Source organism: Rhizobium sp. WSM1274 (genome assembly GCF_025200775.1).
GTDB classification, from domain to species: Bacteria; Pseudomonadota; Alphaproteobacteria; order Rhizobiales; family Rhizobiaceae; genus Rhizobium; species Rhizobium leguminosarum_I.
In genome coordinates, this window is the sequence record NZ_CP104139.1 from 418,743 (window position 1) to 441,586 (window position 22,844).

Annotated in this window: 6 protein-coding genes and 2 pseudogenes (1 of these 8 only partly in view); 4 read left to right on the forward strand and 4 right to left on the reverse strand. The window is 61.2% G+C overall.

Translation table 11 applies throughout. The features are described from left to right. From N2600_RS26145 to ligD, 4 genes and pseudogenes are all read right to left on the reverse strand, one after another. Positions 1 to 14,224, reverse strand: the 5' end (the start) of a protein-coding gene (locus N2600_RS26145) for an Ig-like domain-containing protein (RefSeq protein WP_260299344.1). The gene continues 16,001 nt to the left of window position 1, outside the view; the window shows 14,224 of its 30,225 coding nt (coding positions 1-14,224); its start codon is at positions 14,222 to 14,224; its stop codon lies off the left edge, out of view. Between the two features lie 129 nt (positions 14,225 to 14,353). Next, positions 14,354 to 14,527, reverse strand: a pseudogene (locus tag N2600_RS34660) (LEPR-XLL domain-containing protein); the annotation flags it as partial. A gap of 197 nt (positions 14,528 to 14,724) precedes the next feature. Then, positions 14,725 to 15,497: pseudogene (locus N2600_RS26150) on the reverse strand (SOS response-associated peptidase family protein). Positions 15,498 to 15,560: 63 nt separating this feature from the next. Next, on the reverse strand, positions 15,561 to 16,625 hold the full coding sequence (ligD, locus tag N2600_RS26155) for a non-homologous end-joining DNA ligase (protein WP_260299345.1): 1,065 nt from the start codon (positions 16,623 to 16,625) through the stop codon (positions 15,561 to 15,563). On the opposite strand from ligD, the gene N2600_RS26160 reads away from it, so the two are divergent. From N2600_RS26160 to N2600_RS26175, 4 genes are all read left to right on the forward strand, one after another. Next, positions 16,624 to 16,815: a hypothetical protein gene (locus N2600_RS26160; protein ID WP_260299346.1), complete on the forward strand. Its 192-nt coding sequence runs from the start codon at positions 16,624 to 16,626 to the stop codon at positions 16,813 to 16,815. The two genes, ligD and N2600_RS26160, sit on opposite strands and share 2 nt — an antisense overlap. A gap of 92 nt (positions 16,816 to 16,907) precedes the next feature. Continuing rightward, a complete protein-coding gene (locus tag N2600_RS26165; protein ID WP_260298940.1) occupies positions 16,908 to 17,660 on the forward strand; it encodes an ImuA family protein in 753 nt (250 codons plus the stop codon). Continuing rightward, positions 17,581 to 19,092, forward strand: a complete 1,512-nt coding sequence (locus N2600_RS26170; RefSeq protein WP_260298941.1) for a Y-family DNA polymerase — start codon at positions 17,581 to 17,583, stop codon at positions 19,090 to 19,092. The genes N2600_RS26165 and N2600_RS26170 overlap by 80 nt, the downstream gene beginning before the upstream one ends. Beyond that, a complete protein-coding gene (locus tag N2600_RS26175) occupies positions 19,089 to 22,382 on the forward strand; it encodes an error-prone DNA polymerase (protein WP_260299347.1) in 3,294 nt (1,097 codons plus the stop codon). The genes N2600_RS26170 and N2600_RS26175 overlap by 4 nt, the downstream gene beginning before the upstream one ends. Positions 22,383 to 22,844: the final 462 nt, after the last annotated feature.

A 22,844-nucleotide genomic window follows, 5' to 3' on the forward strand; every position in this document is an offset into this window, starting at 1 on the left:
GCGCGCCGCCGCCAGTCGTTGCCCAGAGCTGGCCCTCTTCATCGAAGGCGAGGTCGAAGACCGGTTCATTGAGGATTGCAATCGGCTGCCCGGCCTCGCCCCCCGTGCGGCTGAACTTGTAGATAGAGCCTCGATTTGCGCCCCCGCTTGCAAAGATGCTTCCGTCCGGGGCAACGACGATGGCGAGCGCGCCTATGCCGGCGTGGCTTTGCGGGATGTTCGATGCAAAGACCTGCGCACTGAAGGGCCGGATTGCTGTCCCGAATTCGGAGGGATTTGCAATCGGCGGCGGCGCCGGAATGGCCTGCTGGGCCTGCAGGAAGAGCGGGTTCGTCGACGGGGTCGGGGACGGTGCCGGCGCCTCGCCGAGATCCTCGCTTGTGTTCCCGACGTCAGGCAGAGCACCAAGGTCGGGTCCGGACCCGTCGTCGGGCGCCAGCACGCCAAGCGGCGGCTTTTCGGTATTGCCGGCATTGTCGGTCGCTAGTGCGAGGAACTCGTACGCGTGGCCTACACGCCCCTGGAATATCGCGAACGACCCCGTCGTCTGGCGCTGCCAGATCTGGAAGTCCCCGCCATCTTCAGCGACATAGACGGTGACGTGCTTGACGCCGGACCCGCCGGCCTCGTCACTTGCGCTCCAGCGCACCTCGTAATTGGCTCCTTGGATGAGCTTTGCCGTCAGCGCCGTCTGTGGACCGGCGGCATCCAGGGTCTGGACAAGCTTCACCGTCTCCTGCGGCGCCATCGTGTTGAACAGAACCCGGGCCTGGGCCGCAATCGTCGTGCCGGTCGCCAGATCGTCCTTGGGGCGGACGGAATAGCTGACCGAGCCCAGTCCCGCGCCCTGCGCATTGTTGGCGGGCAGGAGCCCGCGCGACATATCCTGGATCACCTCTCCGGTTTCGGGGTCGATCGCCTGCAGCACCCATTTCGCCGTCGCAGCGCCGATATCGATGCCTGCGGAGACCCGCAAGATGAAACCCTTCGAACGGGTGAAGTCGAAATCTCCCTGGAAGAGGGATCGGTTGTCCGGGATATGGACGCTGATATCGCCGATCTTCAGGTCGCCGAGGCGGAACGAGTAGGGATCGAGATTGGGATCGAGTTTGGTGACGATGGTGATCTCGCCGGGATGGGCCGCGGCGTTCTGCGGATTTTCGAAGCGGATCGAATAGGGAAGGGCCGCGTCCGCCGGCAGAAACTGCTTGTCGCCGACCCCTTGCGGGCCGACAATAGTCGCCAGTTCGCCGACGGCTGCCGCCTGTTGGTAATAGCGAGAAAAATCAAGCGGTGTCAGTTCGTTCAAACCGGCCACCGAGCCGAAGTCCGGTAAGGCGATCGTGCTACCGCCTGCGCCCCGCTGCTCAAACCTTATCCACGGCACGAAGACGTTGAAGTTGTCGAAATAGGTCCTTTGGGAAAGGCCAAGGTCGAAGTCGGAATAGTTCGACAGCGCCGGAACCGGAACCTCGAGCGAGTAGACTTCGTTCTGGCGCAGCTCCCAGTGGTCGATTGGGGCAAGCGTGCCTGGCTTGTCGCCGTACCAGGTATGGACCTGCTCAAAAAATGAGACGAGATTGCCGTCGCTGCGGATTTCGTTGCCGGCCGCGCCAAACAGAACGCCGGTGGACAAGAGCGACAGCAGGCTCTGGACGGTCGGATCCTGGACGATCGCCGGAGCCTTATCGACAGGACCGAGGATGCCGGCAAGCTCGAGCGCCGCAAGGTAACCCGTCTCCCACGCCTTTGCGTCGCCAGCGAGATTGAGCAGGGCCGCATTGGCGGTTCGATCGGCAAGGATCTTCGTTCTAAGATCCGCCGCATCATACTTCTGCTGCGCGATGAATTCTTCCCGCGTCATCGGTGTTGCCGCGGCCACGACATTGAAGCGGAATGGAATGAACAACTCGCGAAGTTCGTCCGGAATGGAACCGAGCTTCGCATAGAGGTCGTAGAGCCCCTGATAGAGTTCATCGAGCGCCTGGGGACCGGCGTCGAGCTTTCCTTTCAATTCGGGCATCGTGGCGTAGATGCGCTCCTTGAATTCCTCCCATGCGCGGTCATGCATTTCGCGCAATCCCGGATAGGTCGCCACATTGAAGCTCAAGCCGGTGAAGGACCCGGCTGGCATGTTGTAGACATAGCCGGGCGCCAGGATCGAACCCGTGACGTTGGCCTGCGACTCCAGGTTTGCCCATGGCACGTCCTCGCCATTGCCGGGCTGGGTGCCGCCGCGCAGGTTGGTCTGGAACGCCACATAGGGAAGATTGTATATAACGGCATTCGTCTGCAGTTCCGGAATGCCATAGGTGAAGTACACATAGGGAGTGTCGACATTGGTCAGTGACTGGAACGAGATCCCGTAGGTACCCGTATCGCCTGCCAGTAGCACGCGGGGCCCACCGAGCCCGATGGTGACGTCCGGTTCCAGAGCCCGCTCGATCAGATAGCGATAGGGCTCGATCGCCGTTGATCCGTCGGGATTGATGATCTTGACGTCGTAGAGGCCATGTGGAGCTGCGGTGAAATCGAAGGTCGCCCTGATATGGGTTGAATCGATGATCTCATAGCGCGCGGGTTCGAATTCGGCGATGCCGGGCCGAACCAATTTTACGATGGCGTCCTTTGAGAATTTGGCGCCGTAGACGTCAAAGGTGACCCAGCGGCTGTCACCGCCTCTGTCGACCTCGACGCGGCTGATCGCGAAGGGTGCGATCTCGGCGAGCAGCGTGACCGCCGTGTCATTCTGCGGCTCGCTATGGCCACGAACCACGACATAGTATTCGCCGGCTTTGGTCGACGCGATGACTGCCGTCTGGTCGGCACGCAACGGATCCTGGTACATGGCATCGAAGAGGCTGCCGGTCGGCACGTCGCCGTAGCGAATGAACAGTTCGTTCGACGCGTTAGGATCGGATCCGGTCAATCGGACCTTCAGGGTTTCTCCCTGCGGAACGACGACGCGGAAGACGCGCACCTGATCTGTGCTGAGCGTCGTCTGCAAAGGCACGCCGACATGCATTTCATCAACGGTGACGGACAATGCATCGAGGGAGGGTGCGGTGTTGTTCTTCTCGGCGGCTGCGTTGAAGGGCCCTTCATACACTTCGTTGTAGATGTCCGTGCGGACGATCAGCCGGTATTGCCCGACCTTGCTTGCGGGCAATGCAGCCGTAAGGCTGGACGTATAGGTATCGTTCGTTAGAAGCGATCCCGTGAATGTCACGCGCCCGAGAAGCCGGTCGTTGATATCCCATACCCCATCCTCGGACAGATAGACGGCGTCTGTCCAGGATCCTTGCGCCGGATTGGAGCCCTGGTTGCGAACGCGCCAGCTGATCTCCAGTGCATCTCCCGCCTTCGCGGCCGACGGTGTCGCGACATTGCTGTCGACGACCAGATCCGATGGCGGCGGCAGCTCGAAGATGACCGGCTGGGCACTGGCCCTTGCATTGTTGGTTTCAAGCTTGCCCTCGAATACCGCGCTTCGACCCGTGGTGCTCGTCGGGTCGGTGACGACAAACACATAATATGGGCCCTCGAGACCGGCCGGTGCCTTGAGTTCTTTCGAAAGCGTGTAGCGCTGGCCGGCAGGCAGGCCGCCGGAATGGTCAAAAGCTGCGACAAAAAGATCGCTCTCCAGGTCCAGATGCTGGTCGCGGGAAAGATAGACGAGGTCCGACCACTGACCCTGGGAGGCACGCACGTCGCCGCGGCCGGCGTTTTCGACCGTGAAGGTCACCGTGAAGGACTGTCCGACGGTGACATGTTCAGGAGCTGAAACCGCCGAGACCGTCAGGTCGGGCGGATCTCGAAGATCGATCAGGAGCGGCTTTCCGGTGGCGTTATTGCCTTCGCCCTGAAACTCGGGGACGGACCCGCCGACCGGCACGAGACCTGGCAGGTCGGGTGCGATGGTGCTTGGAAATGCGTGTGAAAGATCCTGCGTGGACCGGGCGTCGGTTTCGACGATGATGTGGAAACTGCCCTCGATGAACTCCGGCAGGTCAACGTCCAGGAACGCGCTGTAACTGGCGCCGATGCTAAGCTTGCCTCTCCGCGCGAACGAGCCCAGCTCATAGTCACCAGTGTCGAGCGAGCCGTCGCGTGACAGGAAAACACGATCGATCCATTCACCCTCCCGGGTTTCGCGCGTCCCGGCATTTTCGACCTGCCAGGAAATTCTGATCGTATCGCCTGAGATCGCCGAAGCAGGGATCAAGAGGTTGCTGACCTTCAGGTCCGGTTCGCGATAGGTGACGGCAATGTCCTGCCGCGCAATGTTATTGGTGTTATTTGTCCCTTCGAAGACCGATTCGAGATAATGGACCCGCACCTGGTCATCACCGCCCTTTGCCTCATCGAACTCTTGACTAATTGCTGTTCCTGCAGGCGCCGCATCTGTCAACACATAGATATAGTAGGGTCCCTCTGTGCCGGGCGGCAGGACAACCTCCGCACTTTCAGTGTAGCTTGCACCCGAACGCAACCCGCTTACGTTGCTGTGGACATAGGTCGTCAGCAACTCTGCGCGCGGCGGTGTATTGGCGCCGGAGCTATCCTGGAGGGTCGGGTTCCAGACCGGATCGCGCGAAAACCAGACGGAATCAACCCAGTAGGCGGTATCCGGCCAGACATCTGCGCCCTCATTCGTGACGGTCCACTTGATGGTCGTCTTTTCTCCCGAGAAGTTCTCTGCCGGCACTTCGATCCGCGTGACCTTCAGATCGGCTGGATTGCGCGTGATCGTTGAGGAGGTGACGGCGCTGTTGTTGAGTTCGTTTGTCTCTGTGATGCGGCCGGTGCCGTCGGGATAACGGGCATCGACGTCGACGATCAGATACATGCCCTGGACGGCGGGAGACAGATTGTAGGTGCGTTCGGACGTTGCCGTTGCGCCGACCGCCAGTCCTCCGCTGCGCTCGAACGTTTCCAGCAGCCATTCCTTGGCGCCCGTCTCGCCGAGCGTCGGGCGGTCCGAAATCCAGACCCGCTCGCTCCAGCTCACTTCGCCGGTATCGCCCGGACCGGCGTTCCCGACCGTCCATTTGACGGTATACTGGCCGCCGGCATCGATCTGCGCCGGTCCTTCGAGCGATATCACTTTGAGGTCGGGCCGCTTCGCAACCGTCTCGGGGCCGAAGACCTGGATCTGGCGTGCCTTGTAATTGTTGTTGTCGAATTCGAAGGGATCGTCGGGATTGGTGTTGTTGGCGAGCGTATCCTCGAGGACAACGTCGTAGGCATCGCTCCAGGGCGTGATGAAGTAGAGGCCGGATGCAAGATCATCGGGGAGCTTGACCTTGATGATCTGATCGTAGCCTTGTCCGACGGGCAGCGCGCCCGTATGCGCCACCGTGCCCAGCAGGATGCCGCCATTCTTCGACGGGTTCGGGCGGGTGCGATCCTTGGTCAGCCAAACCGTATCGAACCAGCTGGCCTTGTCGGTCGTTGCCGAGCCATTGTTGGTGACTGTGAATCGCACCTCGATTTCCGAACCGGCGACGGCCTGGACCGGAGCGACAACGCCACCTGTCACGAGGTCCGAAAGCGGCTTTGGTTCGACAAAAAACGCAAAGGCGCGCTCATTGTTTGCGTCGTTCGGATATTCGTCGACTAGGTCCGTCGCATCGGTACGGACGATCAAATAGGCGTCGCGCCGGAATCGAATCGGTATTTCGATCGGTCCTGTGCTTGTCGTGTAGCGGCCGCCCGGATCAAGCGCCAACCCGTTGTCATAGGTGCCGACCAGCGTGTCGCCGGCGTCGATCTTGTTGTCCAGGGATAGATAGACCTGATCCTTCCATCGGCCCGCCGTCGGCACAGTCCCCTGGTTGACGATGGTGAATTGAATGGAGGCTGTTCCCCCCGCCGGCACGCGCGCTGGAACGATCGCAGCATCCACCTGCAGGTCGGCCCTCGGCTTGAGCTGAACCCTGATGGTGCCATCGTCGCCCGTGCTGTTGTTCGTCGCAGCCGCGCCGTTTTCGTAGAGGAAATAGGTTGGTTCGGGGATGGTTGCATCAGTGGGGACCAGCGCGTTGGTCACGACGAAGGCGCGGTAGCTGCCTTCGATCTTGTCCGGCAGGCGGAAACGCTCCGTTCGCGTGTAGGACTGACCAGCGCCAAGTTCACCGCTATAGGCAAACGTTCCAACCTGGATGTCAGGCAGGTTTGTGGCCGATAGCGGACGCAACACGATGCGGTCGCTCCAGGTGCCTTTGGCCACCCCCGGGCCAGTATTGGAAACCGTCCAGGAGATATCGATCATGTCGCCTTCGACAGCGAGTTCCGGGACCTTGACCTCGGTAATCGTCAGGTCTGGGCTCGGAGAAAGCGCGATATCGACGATATTGGATGTCTTCTCGTTGTTTGCGGTGTAGATGAATTCGTAGACACCGCCCGTCCGGGCAACGACCCTGTAGGGTCCAGAAAGCCCGTTTGGCAGGACGATCTCCGCCGACCTCGGGTAGCTGGCATCCTTCGCAAGGACACCGAGATGGACGAAGCGTGCCTCGGCGATCTCGTTGCCCGTATTATCAATCAATGTGATCGTGTCGACCCACTGGTCGTTGTCCGTGACGCCGATGCCCTGGTTCTTGACAGTCCAGCTGACCTTGAGCCTGCCTCCGCTTGTTGCCGTCGGCTCAACTTCCACGTCCGTGACGGTCAGGTCGGCATAGGGAATGGGCACGATGTCGACGGGATGTCCGGGCGTGGCTGCATTGTCGGCTTCCGATCCGTTCTCGAACACCGCTGAGCGGGCGTCGGTGCGCACAAACAACGTATAGCGTTGCGAAAGGTCGCCAGGCAGGACGATCACCTCGCTGCGGGCATAGTGATCACCGACCGTAAGTGCTCCGTCATGCTCGAACTCGGCCAGAACCACATCATCGCCGTTGCCGAGAACAGCATCCTGCGACGCGACGATCGCGTCATGCCAAGACAGCATCTGTCCGATGCCTGTACCATGGTTGGTGACCGTCCAACCGACCGTGATGCGCGCCGGATCACCGACTGTCAGGGTTGGCGCCGTGACATTGCTGACCGAAAGGTCGGCAAATGGCGCGAGCGTGACACTGAGCGGGCTGCTCGCGCTGTTATTGCCCTCGGCCTCGGGTTCACGCACGAGATTCTGCAGATCCGTGACCACCACCAGTCGGTAGGTGCCTGCAGCGGAAAGCGGCACCAGGACTGTGGCTTCACCGTCATACTGCTGCGAGATGCCCAGCCCGCCGGCATGGCTTATCTCGGCAAGCTTGATCGCATCCGCATTCAAGGTCTCGCCAGAGGAGAGATAGAGAGTGTCGGTCCAATTGCCGAGTGCCGGTCCAGTGCCGGCATTGCGCACATTCCAGCGGACCTGGATTATACTTCCCGAAACGATCGCGGCAGGGGCCTGAACGTTTGAAACAACAAGGTCAGGATGGGTGAGCGTGAATGCGGAGCTGCCCGCATTGTTGTCCTCCCTGTCGATCTCGTAGACCTCGCGCCCAGCGTCCGCGACGACCAGAATGCGATAGCCGCCATCTGTGGCATCGGGAAGGGTCGCCTCGATCGATGCAGTGTAGCTTGCGCCGCGGGCGAGATCGAAAGTGCGCCGCAGCTCGCCGATCAAGATGGCGTCCGACAAGGTTCCGGTCTTGGAAATATAGACCTGGTCGGTCCATGGCGAACGAGCATCGCCTTCACCATCATTGCGAACGGTCCATTCGATCTTCTGCCGCTCGCCCGGCACGCCCGCTGCCGGCGCGCTGACGCTTGTCACGGCGAGGTCGGCCACCGGCGTTGACGAGACGGCAATCGTCGATAGCGATCGGCCAATATTGTTTTCGGTCGCCTCGCGTTCATAGACTTGCGCCTGCGCGTCCGTGACGACGAACAAAAAGAAACTTCCCTGGATGCCGTCGGGCAGGCGCACGCTTGCCCGTCCTGCATAGGTGCCGTCTTTGGCGATTGCGCCGGTATGGGCTACATTGGCGAGGATACGATCGGAAGCATCGAGTGTGTCGTCAGCCGACAAGATGATCCGGTCGGTCCAGGCCGTCACATCGGTGGCATTTTCGCCCTGGTTGCGCACTCTCCACGAGATATCGATCAATTCGCCGCTGCGACCGGTGACCGGGGCGGATACCGCCTCGACGACGAGATCCGAGGCAGGGGACTGCAAATCAATCGAAACGGGAACGCCAGTGTTGTTGCTCAGCGTGTCAGGTTCGATGTTCGCGCCTGCGGTGTCAGTGCGCACCGTCAGGAGGTAGCCGCCGTCGCGGCGTGAAGGAAGCGTGATCGTCTCCTTGCGCGAATATTCTCCCTCGGGAGCGAGTCCTCCCGCCCTGTCAAAGCTTGCAATTACGGTGTCATCGTCATTTCCCCATATCGCATCGCGGCTGAGGATGACCGTGTCCTTCCAGGCCGTCGCGCCCGTGGCGACCGGTCCCTTGTTGGCTACGGTCCATTCCACCTCGATCTCTTGCCCTCCAATCCCGATAGCGGGGGCCGAAAGGCTGGTGACCGCGAGGTCGGGATAGAGCCTCGACTGCGACAACACTTCCACGAAAGCGTTGTTATTTGTCTCCGCGTTGGCCCCATCGGCTGCTTCGATGATACCACCGCTACCGTCCTGATTACGATCCGCCGTGACAGTGATGACGAGCGTGCCGGCGCCCTTTGATCCGTGCGGTAGTTGTATGCTCTGGCTGCGCAGTCGGCTCTGTCCGCTTGCCAGCGGGCCATTCCCTGCCGCGGCCGGATCGTAATATGCAAAAGTCGTCGACACCGTCTCGCCGGTCGCGGCATTGACCACAGCAATCTGCGTATACCAGCCTGTCGACACAGCGAGCGCGCCGCTGTTTATATCCTTCCATTCGATCGTGACCGCCCCGCCGGCCTGGACATCCGTGGTGATGACACGGAGATCGGCAATCCTCAGGTCCGGCGCCGATGCGATCGTCAGCTGCGCCAGGTTGTTGGCTTCGGCCGTTCCGGTCGAATTGGTCTCGGCAACCTGGTTGCCGGCATCCGCCGTGATCTCGAAGGAAAACTCGCCTGCGCTTGCCAATCCGGAGGGCCATGTCAGGCTGTGATGGCGCGTCTGGCTGGCACCGGCCGCAAGGCCGGCCTGGCTCTCGAACGCGACATTTTCGACAAGGACAGTCTGTCCTGTGGAGAGATTGCGAATGCGGATCTGATCTGCCCAAGCGTTGCCGGCGGGCAGATTGCCGGTGTTGCGGACGGTCCAGGTGAGATTGACCGTATCACCTGGACGCCAACCCGTAGGCGGATTGACCCCGATATCGTCAACGACGAGGTCCGCGCCGGGGCCGTCTCCTGATGAAGGAATGGGAGCAGGCGTCGTGTCGACGACCTTCTGGATGGCGAAGGTGACGTCGAGGGGACTGTCGGGATTGGAGACATAGCCTTCGACGGCAAGCGTATAGGTTCCCGACAGGGCAAGCGTCTCGACGTCGCGATCGCCGAAGCCTTGCGACCAGACGTCTCTGCCGAAGGGGTCGATGAGGCGCCAGTTGGCGGCGTTTGTGCCATTCCTCCAGTCGAAGAAGAAGCGCTCTCCGGCGGCAGCATCGAAACGGTAGAGCAGGGTCTCGCGGCCGGTCGCAAGATTGCCCTCGACCAGTTGGCCCGACGTGATCGGATTTGCGGCGGCAAGGTCAAGCAGGCGGAAATCGTAGGAGCCGGTGGCGTCGTAGTCGGCGTCGACGATGAGCGTGTAGGATCCGGCCAGCAGTTCCAGGATCGGGTTAGAAGGGCTGCCTGCATCCGAATTGGCGAGGGAGCGGGGGATGTCGAACTCCAGACCGCGTGGCCCGACGAGGCGCCATTGCAGGCTCGGAGCTTCCGTCAGGCTGTCGAAATAGAAGCGGCCAGCGGCTGCAAGGGAGAAGGTGAAGCGGTTCTGCTGACCGGCATGGGTGATCTCGCCGCTTGCCGGGGCACCGATCGCCATCGGCACGCTCGTATCGGTGACCTTCTGGATGGCGAAGGCGAGGTCGAGGGGACTGTCGGCATTGGAGACATAGCCTTCGACGGCAAGCGTATAGGTTCCCGACAGGGCAAGCGTCTCGACGTCGCGATCGCCGAAGCCTTGCGACCAGACCTCTTTGCCGAAGGGATCGATGAGGCGCCAGTTGATGGAGCCGGTGCCGTCCCGCCAGTCGAAGAAGAAGCGCTCTCCGGCGGCAGCATCGAAACGGTAGAGCAGGGTCTCGCGGCCGGTCGCAAGATTGCCCTCGACCAGTTGGCCCGACGTGATCGGATTTGCGGCGGCAAGATCGAGCAGGCGGAACGCGTAGGAGCCAACCGAGGGGCCATTGCCCTGCACCCGCAATCGATAGATGCCCGGTACCTTGAGCAGGAGGGTGGCATCACTTCCAATCGTCCATGCATCGGAATTGGCGAAGGAGCGGGAGGAGACTATGTCGCCTTGTGGACCGACAAGATCCCAGACCAGGTCGGGCGTGTTGCTCAGAGCATCGAAGAGGATTTGTTTTGGCTGGGTGACGTTGAAGACATAGTCGTCCTGTTCGCCCTCTGCGGTGATCTCTCCTTGTTTGGTCTCACCCAGGACGAGGTCTGCGCCGGTTGGCGCCGGCAGCTCGACATGGCCTTGCGAGCTGACGTTGAAAGTATATTGCAGCGCCCCGGTGGCATCGACCTGCCCTTCGAACAGAAGCGTATAGACACCGGTCAGAGGAAGGGTAAGGGTCGGGCTATCGTTGAAAGAGCCACCATAGACCTGGCCGCCATAGGGGTCGATCAAGCGCCAGTACGGATTGCCGGCGGTGAGGGCCTGCCGATTGAGCAGGATCTGGTCGCCGGCCTGAGCGCTGAAGCTGTAGATCGCTGTCTCGTTTCCCGAGGCGAGCGTCCCAGGAACCGGCTCGCCCCGGATAATCGGATTTGCGGCAGCAAGATCGAGCAGGCGGAAATCGTAGGAGCCGGTGGCGTCGGTCGATGCATCGACGATGAGCGTGTAGGATCCGGCCAAGAGTTCCAGCACCGGACTGCCGGAAAGGCTGGCGGCGTCCGAATTGGTGAAGGGACGGGCGTCGATCTCCACACCGCGCGGGCCGATGAGGCGCCATTGCAGGTTCGGATCATTTGTCAGGCTGTCGAAATAGAAGCGGCCAGCGGCTGCAAGGGAGAAGGTGAAGCGGTTCTGCTGACCGGCATGGGTGATCTCGCCGCTTGCCGGGGCACCGATCGCCATCGGCACGCTCGTATCGGTGACCTTCTGGATGGCGAAGGCGAGGTCGAGGGGACTGTCGGCATTGGAGACAGAGCCTTCGACGGCAAGCGTATAGGTTCCCGACAGGGCGAGCGTCTCGACGTCGCGATCGCCGAAGCCTTGCGACCAGACGTCTTTGCCGAAGGGGTCGATGAGGCGCCAGTTGGCGGCGTTTGTGCCATTCCTCCAGTCGAAGAAGAAGCGCTCTCCGGCGGCAGCATCGAAACGGTAGAGCAGGGTCTCGCGGCCGGTCGCAAGATTGCCCTCGACCAGCTGGCCCGATGTGATCGGATTTGCGGCGGCAAGATCGAGCAGGCGGAAATCGTAGGAGCCGGTGGCGTCGTTGTAGCCGTCGACGGTGAGCGTGTAGGCGCCGGCCAAGAGTTCGAGCACCGGGCTGCCGGAAAGGCTGGCGGCGTCCGAATTGGTGAAGGGACGGGCGTCGATCTCCACACCGCGCGGGCCGATGAGGCGCCATTGCAGGTTTGGATCGTTTGTCAGGCTGTCGAAATAGAAGCGGCCAGCGGCTGCAAGGGAGAAGGTGAAGCGGTTCTGCTGACCGGCATGGGTGATCTCGCCGCCTGCCGAGGCACCGATCGCCATCGGCTCGCTGGTGTCGACGACCTTCTGGATGGCGAAGGTGACGTCGAGGGGACTGTCGGCATTGGAGACAGAGCCTTCGACGGCAAGCGTATAGGTTCCCGACAGGGCAAGCGTCTCGACGTCGCGATCGCCGAAGCCTTGCGACCAGACGTCTTTGCCAAAGGGGTCGATGAGGCGCCAGTTGGCGGCGTTTGTGCCATTCCTCCAGTCGAAGAAGAAGCGCTCTCCGGCGGCAGCATCGAAACGGTAGAGCAGGGTCTCGCGGCCGGTCGCAAGATTGCCCTCGACCAGTTGGCCCGACGTGATCGGATTTGCGGCGGCAAGGTCAAGCAGGCGGAAATCGTAGGAGCCGGTGGCGTCGTTGTAGCCGTCGACGGTGAGCGTGTAGGCGCCGGCCAAGAGTTCGAGCACCGGGCTGCCGGAAAGGCTGGCGGCGTCCGAATTGGTGAAGGGACGGGCGTCGATCTCCACACCGCGCGGGCCGATGAGGCGCCATTGCAGGTTTGGAGCTTCCGTCAGGCTGTCGAAATAGAAGCGGCCAGCGGCTGCAAGGGAGAAGGTGAAGCGGTTCTGCTGACCGGCATGGGTGATCTCGCCGCCTGCCGAGGCACCGATCGCCATCGGCTCGCTGGTGTCGACGACCTTCTGGATGGCGAAGGTGACGTCGAGGGGACTGTCGGCATTGGAGACATAGCCTTCGACGGCAAGCGTATAGGTTCCCGACAGGGCAAGCGTCTCGACGTCGCGATCGCCGAAGCCTTGCGACCAGACCTCTTTGCCGAAGGGATCGATGAGGCGCCAGTTGATGGAGCCGGTGCCGTCCCGCCAGTCGAAGAAGAAGCGCTCTCCGGCGGCAGCATCGAAACGGTAGAGCAGGGTCTCGCGGCCGGTCGCAAGATTGCCCTCGACCAGTTGGCCCGACGTGATCGGATTTGCGGCGGCAAGATCGAGCAGGCGGAACGCGTAGGAGCCAACCGAGGGGCCATTGCCCTGCACCCGCAATCGATAGATGCCCGGTACCTTGAGCAGGAGGGTGGCATCACTTCCAATCGTCCATGCATCGGAATTGGCGAAGGAGCGGGAGGAGACTATGTCGCCTTGTGGACCGACAAGATCCCAGACCAGGTCGGGCGTGTTGCTCAGAGCATCGAAGAGGATTTGTTTTGGCTGGGTGACGTTGAAGACATAGTCGTCCTGTTCGCCCTCTGCGGTGATCTCTCCTTGTTTGGTCTCACCCAGGACGAGGTCTGCGCCGGTTGGCGCCGGCAGCTCGACATGGCCTTGCGAGCTGACGTTGAAAGTATATTGCAGCGCCCCGGTGGCATCGACCTGCCCTTCGAACAGAAGCGTATAGACACCGGTCAGAGGAAGGGTAAGGGTCGGGCTATCGTTGAAAGAGCCACCATAGACCTGGCCGCCATAGGGGTCGATCAAGCGCCAGTACGGATTGCCGGCGGTGAGGGCCTGCCGATTGAGCAGGATCTGGTCGCCGGCCTGAGCGCTGAAGCTGTAGATCGCTGTCTCGTTTCCCGAGGCGAGCGTCCCAGGAACCGGCTCGCCCCGGATAATCGGATTTGCGGCAGCAAGATCGAGCAGGCGGAAATCGTAGGAGCCGGTGGCGTCGGTCGATGCATCGACGATGAGCGTGTAGGATCCGGCCAAGAGTTCCAGCACCGGACTGCCGGAAAGGCTGGCGGCGTCCGAATTGGTGAAGGGACGGGCGTCGATCTCCACACCGCGCGGGCCGATGAGGCGCCATTGCAGGTTCGGATCATTTGTCAGGCTGTCGAAATAGAAGCGGCCAGCGGCTGCAAGGGAGAAGGTGAAGCGGTTCTGCTGACCGGCATGGGTGATCTCGCCGCTTGCCGGGGCACCGATCGCCATCGGCACGCTCGTATCGGTGACCTTCTGGATGGCGAAGGCGAGGTCGAGGGGACTGTCGGCATTGGAGACAGAGCCTTCGACGGCAAGCGTATAGGTTCCCGACAGGGCGAGCGTCTCGACGTCGCGATCGCCGAAGCCTTGCGACCAGACGTCTTTGCCAAAGGGGTCGATGAGGCGCCAGTTGGCGGCGTTTGTGCCATTCCTCCAGTCGAAGAAGAAGCGCTCTCCGGCGGCAGCATCGAAACGGTAGAGCAGGGTCTCGCGGCCGGTCGCAAGATTGCCCTCGACCAGCTGGCCCGATGTGATCGGATTTGCGGCGGCAAGATCGAGCAGGCGGAAATCGTAGGAGCCGGTGGCGTCGGCTGATCCACCGACGGTTAGAGTATAATCTCCGGCAACAAGATCGAGTAGTGTGGAACGAGAGGCGGAAGCCTCCGAGTCGATGAACGGACGGCCTGTTCCTTCGGAACCGCTCGGCCCCGTCAAGCTCCACGTCAAATCACTAATTTGTAGAGAGTCGAAGTAGAGCTGTGCGTGTTCAGCCAGGTGGAACGTGAATTTGTCGGTCTCACCGGGGGTATCTATCGACCCATGGACTGGCAAAAAATCAGCCGAAAGAAGCAGTCGTGGCTCAAGACTTTCGAATATGATGCCCGCAGTTTCGCGTGGCTCTGCTGCATCGTTTTTCTTTCTATTGTTTTCTTTCGATGAGGGCGAGTTGGAGGCTGACGACATGGCGTGCCCCGAACAACTGGTGCCCAAACGTTTAAGGCGAGTTGCAATATTCATTTACGCCCCCCGCACAATGAGATCGATACAACCACTCCGGCTCAAAATTACGTTACCGTATATTCTAGATATATATATTTCACCTTTAGAGGTACTAGGGGGGTTAGGCAGCGCTACCTTCTGATGCGAACAGCGCACGACGATGACGCAACCAAGGCTTGCCAAACGTCGACCTAATTTCACAAGCACCCGCTCGACTACAGCAAGCTGCCCTGCTCGATCGGTTCGCCAGATTTTGAAACGACCGATACCCGTACGGTTCGCGAGACGAAATGATCAGCGCATCATTGGGTAACGGCTTGGCCAGCTCCTTGGCTTCGTCCCATGGCGCCCGCATCCAAATGTCGGTCTCTTCCTTCGTCAGCAACAGGACTGGCATGGCCTTCTCATGGATCGGCTTCACAAGATCGTTGGGATCGGTGGTCATAAACCCATAGAGATCGTCGCTGGTCAGCCCGTCCCTGACTTTTCGGACGCTCTGCCATTGCGGCACATGGAGACCGGCAAAGAACATCAGCGGTTTGGTTGCGTCGCGGGCGAACCAGGCGTTCGGCACGTTGCCGCCATGCTGCTGTCTGGCCGGATCCGGTTCCGCGAAACTGGTGACCGGGACGAGGCATCTGTTTTCGACACCGAACCATCGCTTCCAGTGCGGAAAACTCAGCTTGCGCACGTTGGTCGTACCGCGGTCGGCCTCCATGCGGATCAGTTCTTCGAGATCGAAAGCCTTGCCCTTGGCCGCAAGTTTCTCGGCCTTGGCTTTGGCCGCCTTCTCAAGCGCGAAGCGTGGCGAGGGCAATCCCCAGCGCGCATGGACCAGTTGCTTCTTGCCGTCGGCGGTGTTGCGGACGATCGGCCCCATCTGATCGGGGTTCATCTGGTAGGCCGGCATCAGGTTAATCAGGCTTTCGGCGTCCTGGGCCCATTTTGCGACCCAGTCCTTGTCTTCCATGCGATAAAGATTGCACATTGTAGGCCATCTACTCCGCTTGAGCTCGAATGGCGGGCAATCTAACGGATGGCGCTGGTTTCGCTAGTCGAGCCGAAAGACGTCGGCATTGTCCTGGCGTTCTCGCATGCCCTTGTAGGATGGGTGGCGGAGTTTCCCGTCCGCCGTCCAGGCGCGAAACTCGATCTCGGCAATAAGCGTAGGCTGGACCCAGATAACATCGGCACTTCCGGAATAGGGCAGGGGCGGCTGCTTTCGCTTCCATCGCAGCGTGTCCAGCATCTTTCGCAATCTGATGGTCTCGGCCTCTTTGAAGCCCGTGCCGACGCTTCCGACGTGGACGAGATCGGCTCCGCGATAGGCGGCAAGCACCAACGAGCCGAAGCCGGCAGGCGATGTCGCCGACCTCTCATAACCGACGATGAAGAAGGCCTCGCTCTGGACGCATTTGACTTTCACCCAATCGCCGGTCCGGCCCGAGCGATAGGGCCGATCGAGGTGCTTGCCGACGATGCCTTCCAGGCCGAGGCGGCAGACATGCTCCAGCAGGACAGCTGGTTCGCCATCGAGTGTTTCCGAAAGCCTGACGGCGCCGAGCTGGTCATTCTTTGGACCGTTTAACGTGTCCTCGAGAAGATGTCGGCGCGAACGGTATTCGACACCGCGCAGGTCGTGCCCGTCCAGATAGATAAGATCGAAAGCGTAAAGGACGGCGTTGGAGGCACGGTTGCCCGCTTGTTTGCCGGATGCGCCCAGCGATTGCTGCAGCAGCCCGAAATCCGGGCGGCCCTCTTCGTCGAGAACAACGGCTTCGCCGTCGATGATCATCGTCGCCGGCCCGAGCGCTCGGGCGGCCTCTCCGATTGCCGGAAACCGATGCGTCCAGTCATGGCCGCCGCGGGTGAGGATCCTGATCCCCTGCGGCTCGATGTGAACGGTAAGGCGATAGCCATCCCATTTCAGCTCCCAGCTCCACTCGTTTCCCTTTGGCGGATGAGACTTCAATTGCGCCAGCGCAGGCTCGACGCGCTCAGGCATGGGATCAAACAGCAGCTGCGGTTGGGCTGGATTGCGCTTCCCGCGTGGCCGGGAACGGATCGGGGCCTCGGTGTCACGAAGGAGGGGTTTTGATCTCGGAGGCTTCGTCATGCCGATAGTTCAGCAGAAAAATCTTAAAGACACTGTGACGATGCCGACTTATCCCCGCAATTCACACAAAGGGAGTAGCGCTCGCAAACGCTCGGAAAAAAATCCGCGGGCCGCTATTCCGCTGATTCCCTTCGGTATTCTGCTGATTTCTAATGTTCAGGATAATATTCCTATCCCTCCGGTTGCTTGACTCTTTTATTGCCTCGGAACAGAAAGAGAACATCCGCATTTTGTTCGACATGATGTCGGCCGCCAACACGACCTTGAAGGGAGCCGTGAACGATGACTGCTGCCCGTCAAAGGGTGATTTCCGATTTGCGCGAGCGCATTGCCTCGCTGGAGGGCGTGTCAGCCAAAAAGGCTGGCTGTCTGTCCTTCGGCGTGCCGGAAATCGATTCAGTCCTGCCGGGCGGTGGTCTGGCCTATGGCGCCCTGCATGAATTTGCCGGCGGCGGGTCGGGTACGGTGGATGGTGCGGCGGCAGCCCTCTGTGCCGCAGGCATCGCGGCCCGCACCAAAGGCCCGATCGTCTGGTGCCTGACGCGGCCAGACCTGTTCTTTCCCGCGCTCGCTCAGGTCGGCCTCCATCCCGACCGGGTGATCTTTGTCGAATCCGACAGGGAGGAGGAGGTCCTCGCAAATATGGAGGAAGGGCTTTCCTTTGGTGGGCTCGGCGCCGTCGTCGGTGAACTCGTTCGCCTGCCGATGGTCGGCTCGCGCCGGCTGCAGCTGGCGGCTGAGCGAACGGGCACGATGGCACTTGCCGTCCGACGCTGGCGGCGGCAGACGGAGGCCAATGATTTCGGGCAGCCGACGGCGTCGACCACGCGGTGGCGGGTGAGCGTGATGCCGTCGGAGGAATTGCCGGTGCCGGGTGTCGGGAGGGCCCAATGGTTGCTGGAACTGATGCGCGTGAAAGCGGGTGAATGTGCTGAGTTTCTCGTGAGGGCGTGTGATGACAAGGGTTGTCTCGATCTATCTTCCGGATCTGCCGACGGATCGCATTCGTCGCGCCGATCCCTCCATTCCGCCTGAACAGGCGATCGCGGTGATCGCCAGGAGCGGCTCGAAACGCTGGGTGTCGGCGGCCGACGCGGCCGCGAGGAAAGCCGGGATGCATGTCGGCATGCCGGCGGCCAAAGCACAGGCGCTGTTCCGCGGCCTGATGCTGATCGATGCGGATCCTGCAAACGATGCCGAAGCACTTGAACGGATTACCCTTTGGGCGCTGACGCTCTATTCGCCGATCGTCGCCGTCGATGGGATCGACGGGATCGTCATGGACACCGAGGGTGCCGATCACCTGCAGGGCGGCGAGCTTTCCATGGTGACGAAGATCGCCAATCAGTTTCTGGGCAAGAAGCTCACTCCGCGGGTCGCTATCGCCGACACCTGGGGTGCGGCCAACGCCTGCGCCCGTGCTATCAGCCGTGAGACGGTTATCGTGCCTTCAGGCGAGACCGTCCGCGCCGTCGAAAAGCTGCCGATATCGTTGCTGCGCCTTCCCGGGAAGGTCGCGAGCGATCTGCGCACGCTTGGCTTCCAGACGATCGGCGAATTGGCCAACACGCCGCGCGCGCCACTGACGCTTCGTTTCGGTCCGGAGATCGGCCGGCGGCTCGACCAGATGTTCGGCCGCATCCCCGAACCGATCGATCCGATCCGCACCGCCGAGCTCGTTGAGGTGAGCCGCGCCTTTGCCGAACCGATCGGTGCTGCCGAGACCATCGACAAATATGTTGGCCTGCTGGTCGTGCAACTGATCGAGGAGCTGCAGAGGCGCGGCCTTGGTGTTCGGCGCGCCGACCTGATCGTCGAGAAGGTTGACGGGACGCGGCAGGCAATCCGCGCCGGCACGGTGAAGCCGGTGCGCGATGTCGCCTGGCTGACGAAGCTGTTTCGCGACCGGACGGAAAAGATCGAGCCCGGCTTCGGGATCGAGAAGCTGACCTTGGTTGCGGTGATGGCGGAGCCGCTGGAGGAGCGCCAGAGGTCGTCATCGCTGGTCGAGGAGGAAGTGAAGGACGTGACGCCATTGATCGATATCTACGGCAACCGCGGCCAGCGTGTTTATCGGGTGGCACCCGTTGCCTCCGATGTGCCCGAGCGCTCCGTCCAGCGGATCAGTCCTGCTGCCGATCCGGTCGAGGTCACCTGGGTCAGTCATTGGCGCCGGCCGGTCCGGCTGCTGGCCCGTCCCGAACTGATCGAGGCCATCGCCTTGCTGCCGGACCGGCCGCCGGTCTCGATCACCTGGCGCGGCAAGCGGCGAAAGGTCAAGCGCGCCGATGGTCCGGAACGGATCTTTGGCGAGTGGTGGCAGCGCGACGCCGAGATGGAGGCGGTGCGGGATTATTTCGTCATCGAAGACGAGGCCGGCGAGCGTCTCTGGGTGTTTCGCTCCGGTGATGGCATCGATCCTGAAACCGGAAGCCACCGCTGGTTCTGCCATGGGATCTTCGCATGAGCTATGCCGAGCTGCAGGTCACGACCCATTTTTCCTTCCTGCGCGGTGCAAGCTCGGCGCAGGAACTGTTCGAAACCGCCAAGGCTCTCGGCATCGAAGCCCTCGGCGTTGTCGATCGCAATTCGCTTGCCGGGATTGTCCGGGCGCTTGAAGCATCGCGCGCCACCGGCTTACGTCTCGTTGTCGGTTGCCGGCTCGATCTGCAAGACGGCATGTCGTTGCTGGTCTACCCGACCGATCGGGCTGCCTATTCCCGGCTGACCCGCCTCATCACGCTCGGCAAATCACGCGGCGGCAAGAACAACTGCATCCTGCATTGGGATGATGTCGTCGCGTACACCGACGGCATGATCGGCATTCTGGTGCCGGACCTGCCGGATGATGTCTGCGCGATCCAGCTGCGCAAGATGGCCGAGCTGTTTGGTGATCGGGCCTATGTCTCGCTTTGTCTGCGGCGCCGGCAGAACGACCAGTTGCGGCTGCATGAGATTTCCAATCTCGCCACCCGGTTCAAGGTGCGGACGGTCGTCACCAATGACGTCCTTTTCCACGAGCCAGGTCGCCGACAGTTGCAGGACATCGTCACCTGCATCCGGACCCGCACGACGATCGACGAGGTCGGTTTCGAGCGCGAGCGACACGCCGACCGCTATCTGAAGCCGCCGGAAGAAATGGAGCGCCTATTTCCACGATATCCCGAGGCCCTGGCACGAACCATGGAGATCGTCCGTCGCTGCACTTTCTCGCTCGAGGAACTCACCTACCAATATCCGGAGGAGGCGATCGTACCGGGCAAGGACGCTCAGGCTTCGCTGGAGCATTATGTCTGGCAATGCGTGCCCGATCGCTATCCCGAAGGTCTGCCGCCCGATGTGTTGAAGGTCGTGCGGCACGAACTCGATCTCATCCGCACCATGAAATACGCGCCCTATTTTCTGACCGTCTTCTCGATCGTGCGCTATGCGCGGTCTGAAGGTATTCTTTGCCAGGGCAGGGGCTCCGCCGCCAACAGTGCCGTCTGCTACATTCTCGGCATCACCAGTATCGATCCCTCGACAAACGATCTTCTGTTCGAGCGTTTTGTATCCCAGGAGCGCGACGAACCGCCGGATATCGATGTGGATTTCGAGCACGAGCGGCGCGAAGAAGTGATCCAGTGGATTTACCAGACCTATACCAGAGAAAAGGCAGCGCTCTGCGCCACCGTGACGCGCTACCGGGCGCGCGGCGCGATCCGCGATGTCGGCAAGGCGCTCGGCTTGCCGGAGGACGTGATCAAGGCCTTGTCGTCGGGCATGTGGGCCTGGTCGGAGGAGGTCTGCGATCGCAATGTCCGCGAGCTCAATCTCAATCCGGACGACCGGCGTCTTGTGCTGACCTTGAAGCTTGCGCAGCAATTGATGGGCGCGCCACGGCACCTCGGCCAACACCCCGGCGGGTTTGTCCTCACCCACGAACGGCTCGACGATCTCGTGCCGATCGAACCGGCGACGATGAAGGACCGTCAGATCATCGAATGGGACAAGGACGACGTCGAAGCCCTGAAATTCATGAAGGTGGACATTCTGGCGCTTGGAATGCTGACCTGCATGGCCAAGGCCTTCGATCTGATCCGCGAGCACAAGGACCGGGATCTTGATCTCTCGAAAATCGAGCAGGAGGATCCTGCGACCTATGCGATGATCCGCAAGGCCGATACGCTCGGCACCTTCCAGATCGAAAGCCGCGCGCAGATGGCGATGCTGCCGCGGCTGAAACCCCGGACCTTCTACGACCTCGTGGTGCAAGTCGCCATTGTCCGACCGGGTCCGATCCAGGGCGACATGGTGCATCCCTATCTGCGACGGCGTGAAGGCAAGGAGGCGGTCGAATACCCGACGCCCGAGCTTGAGGCGGTGCTCGGCAAGACGCTCGGCGTGCCGCTGTTTCAGGAGTCGGCGATGCGGGTGGCGATGGTCTGCGCCGGCTTTACCGGCGGCGAGGCCGACCAGCTGCGCAAGTCGATGGCGACTTTCAAGTTCACCGGCGGCGTCTCGCGGTTCAAGGACAAGCTCGTCTCCGGCATGGTGAGGAACGGCTACACCCCGGAATTTGCCGAAAAGACGTTCTCTCAACTCGAAGGCTTTGGCTCCTATGGTTTTCCGGAGAGCCATGCGGCTTCGTTCGCGCTGATCGCCTATGCGTCGAGCTATATCAAACACCATTATCCGGAAGCCTTCTGCGCGGCGCTCATCAATTCGCAGCCGATGGGTTTTTACGCGCCGGCGCAGATTGTCGGCGATGCGAGAGCCCACGGCGTCGAGGTGCGGCCGGTCTGCATCAATCGGTCCCGATGGGATTGCACGCTGGAGCGGATCGGCAATTCTGGCCGCCACGCTGTACGGCTCGGTTTCCGGCAGGTGAAAGGATTGGCGGTCGCTGACGCGGCGCGCATCGTCGCGGCACGAATGGACAATGCCTTTGCCTCGGTTGATGATATGTGGCGCCGATCCGGCGTGCCATCGGAGGCGCTCGTCCAGCTTGCCAAGGCGGATGCCTTTCTGCCGTCGCTGAAGCTTGAGCGCCGCGACGCGCTCTGGGCGATCAAGGCGCTGCGCGATGAACCACTGCCGCTGTTTGCGGCGGCTGCCGAACGGGAGATGGCTGCGATTGCCGAGCAGCAGGAGCCGGAGGTGGCACTTCGGCAGATGACGGACGGGCATAACGTCATCGAGGACTACAGCCATACCGGTCTGACATTGCGGCAGCATCCGATCGCCTTCCTGCGCAAGGATTTATCAGTGCGCAACATCATCACCTGTGCAGAGGCGATGAGTTCGAGGGACGGGCGTTGGGTCTACACCGCTGGTCTTGTGCTGGTGCGGCAAAAGCCCGGATCGGCGAAGGGCGTCATGTTCATCACCATCGAGGACGAGACCGGGCCGGCCAACCTCGTTGTCTGGCCGACGCTGTTTGAAAAACGCCGGCGGGTCGTTCTCGGGTCTTCGATGATGGCGATCAATGGCCGGATCCAGCGGGAAGGGGAGGTGGTGCATCTTGTCGCCCAGCAACTCTTCGACTTGTCTGGCGATCTTGTGGGCCTTGCCGATCGCGATGAAGAGTTCAGGCTGCCGGCAGGCCGTGGTGATGAGTTTGCGCGGGGAGGCGGACCCGATCCACGGGACAATCCGAAGCCGGTTATAGCCGCGCGCGACATGTTCGTGCCTTTATGCCGAATTCGGCATAAAGGCACTTATCCCGAGCCGGAGACTATGCCGAGCCCGTTCCCCAAAGCCCGAGATTTCAGGTAAAGCCGCCTGGCAAGCTCGGCATATTTTCAAGCACTGAAGGGCGGGATTCGGTTCAAAGCGGCCGTCGGCTCAATGCCACAATTGGGCTGACCCCGCATCACTGCTCGCAAACATATAGGCCAAGTCGATACCTTGAAAATCAACAGCCGAAACTTCCACTAGCTGTGCCGGACAGTCGCCGAAACTTAGAATGCAGACCGTTCGTTTTCGTGAAATTCAGCCGCATTGCGATGCCACTTCACGCCTCCACGTCACCACAGCGAACATCGGCGCATTCTGTTGAGGCATATTCAGGGGCGCACTTGTGAGCGTCAGGCTGTCGCCGGAATAAGTTGCAGTATCTGACTTGCTCCCTGCCGACCCAAGGCTCAAACCAAGCGATATCGACGTTTGTAATGAGGCGCCCGGAGTTTCCGATGCCAGAAACTATACCTATTTCTGAGAAAGTGCCACAATGCCCCT

Excerpts from the sequence above, each read along its gene's own strand:
- N2600_RS26170 (WP_260298941.1), top strand. The coding sequence starts at position 17,581 with ATGACAAGGGTTGTCTCGATCTATCTTCCGGATCTGCCGACGGATCGC.
- N2600_RS26160 (WP_260299346.1), top strand. The coding sequence starts at position 16,624 with ATGCCGATAGTTCAGCAGAAAAATCTTAAAGACACTGTGACGATGCCG.
- N2600_RS26175 (WP_260299347.1), top strand. The coding sequence starts at position 19,089 with ATGAGCTATGCCGAGCTGCAGGTCACGACCCATTTTTCCTTCCTGCGC.
- ligD (WP_260299345.1), bottom strand. The coding sequence starts at position 16,625 with ATGACGAAGCCTCCGAGATCAAAACCCCTCCTTCGTGACACCGAGGCC.
- N2600_RS26165 (WP_260298940.1), top strand. The coding sequence starts at position 16,908 with ATGACTGCTGCCCGTCAAAGGGTGATTTCCGATTTGCGCGAGCGCATT.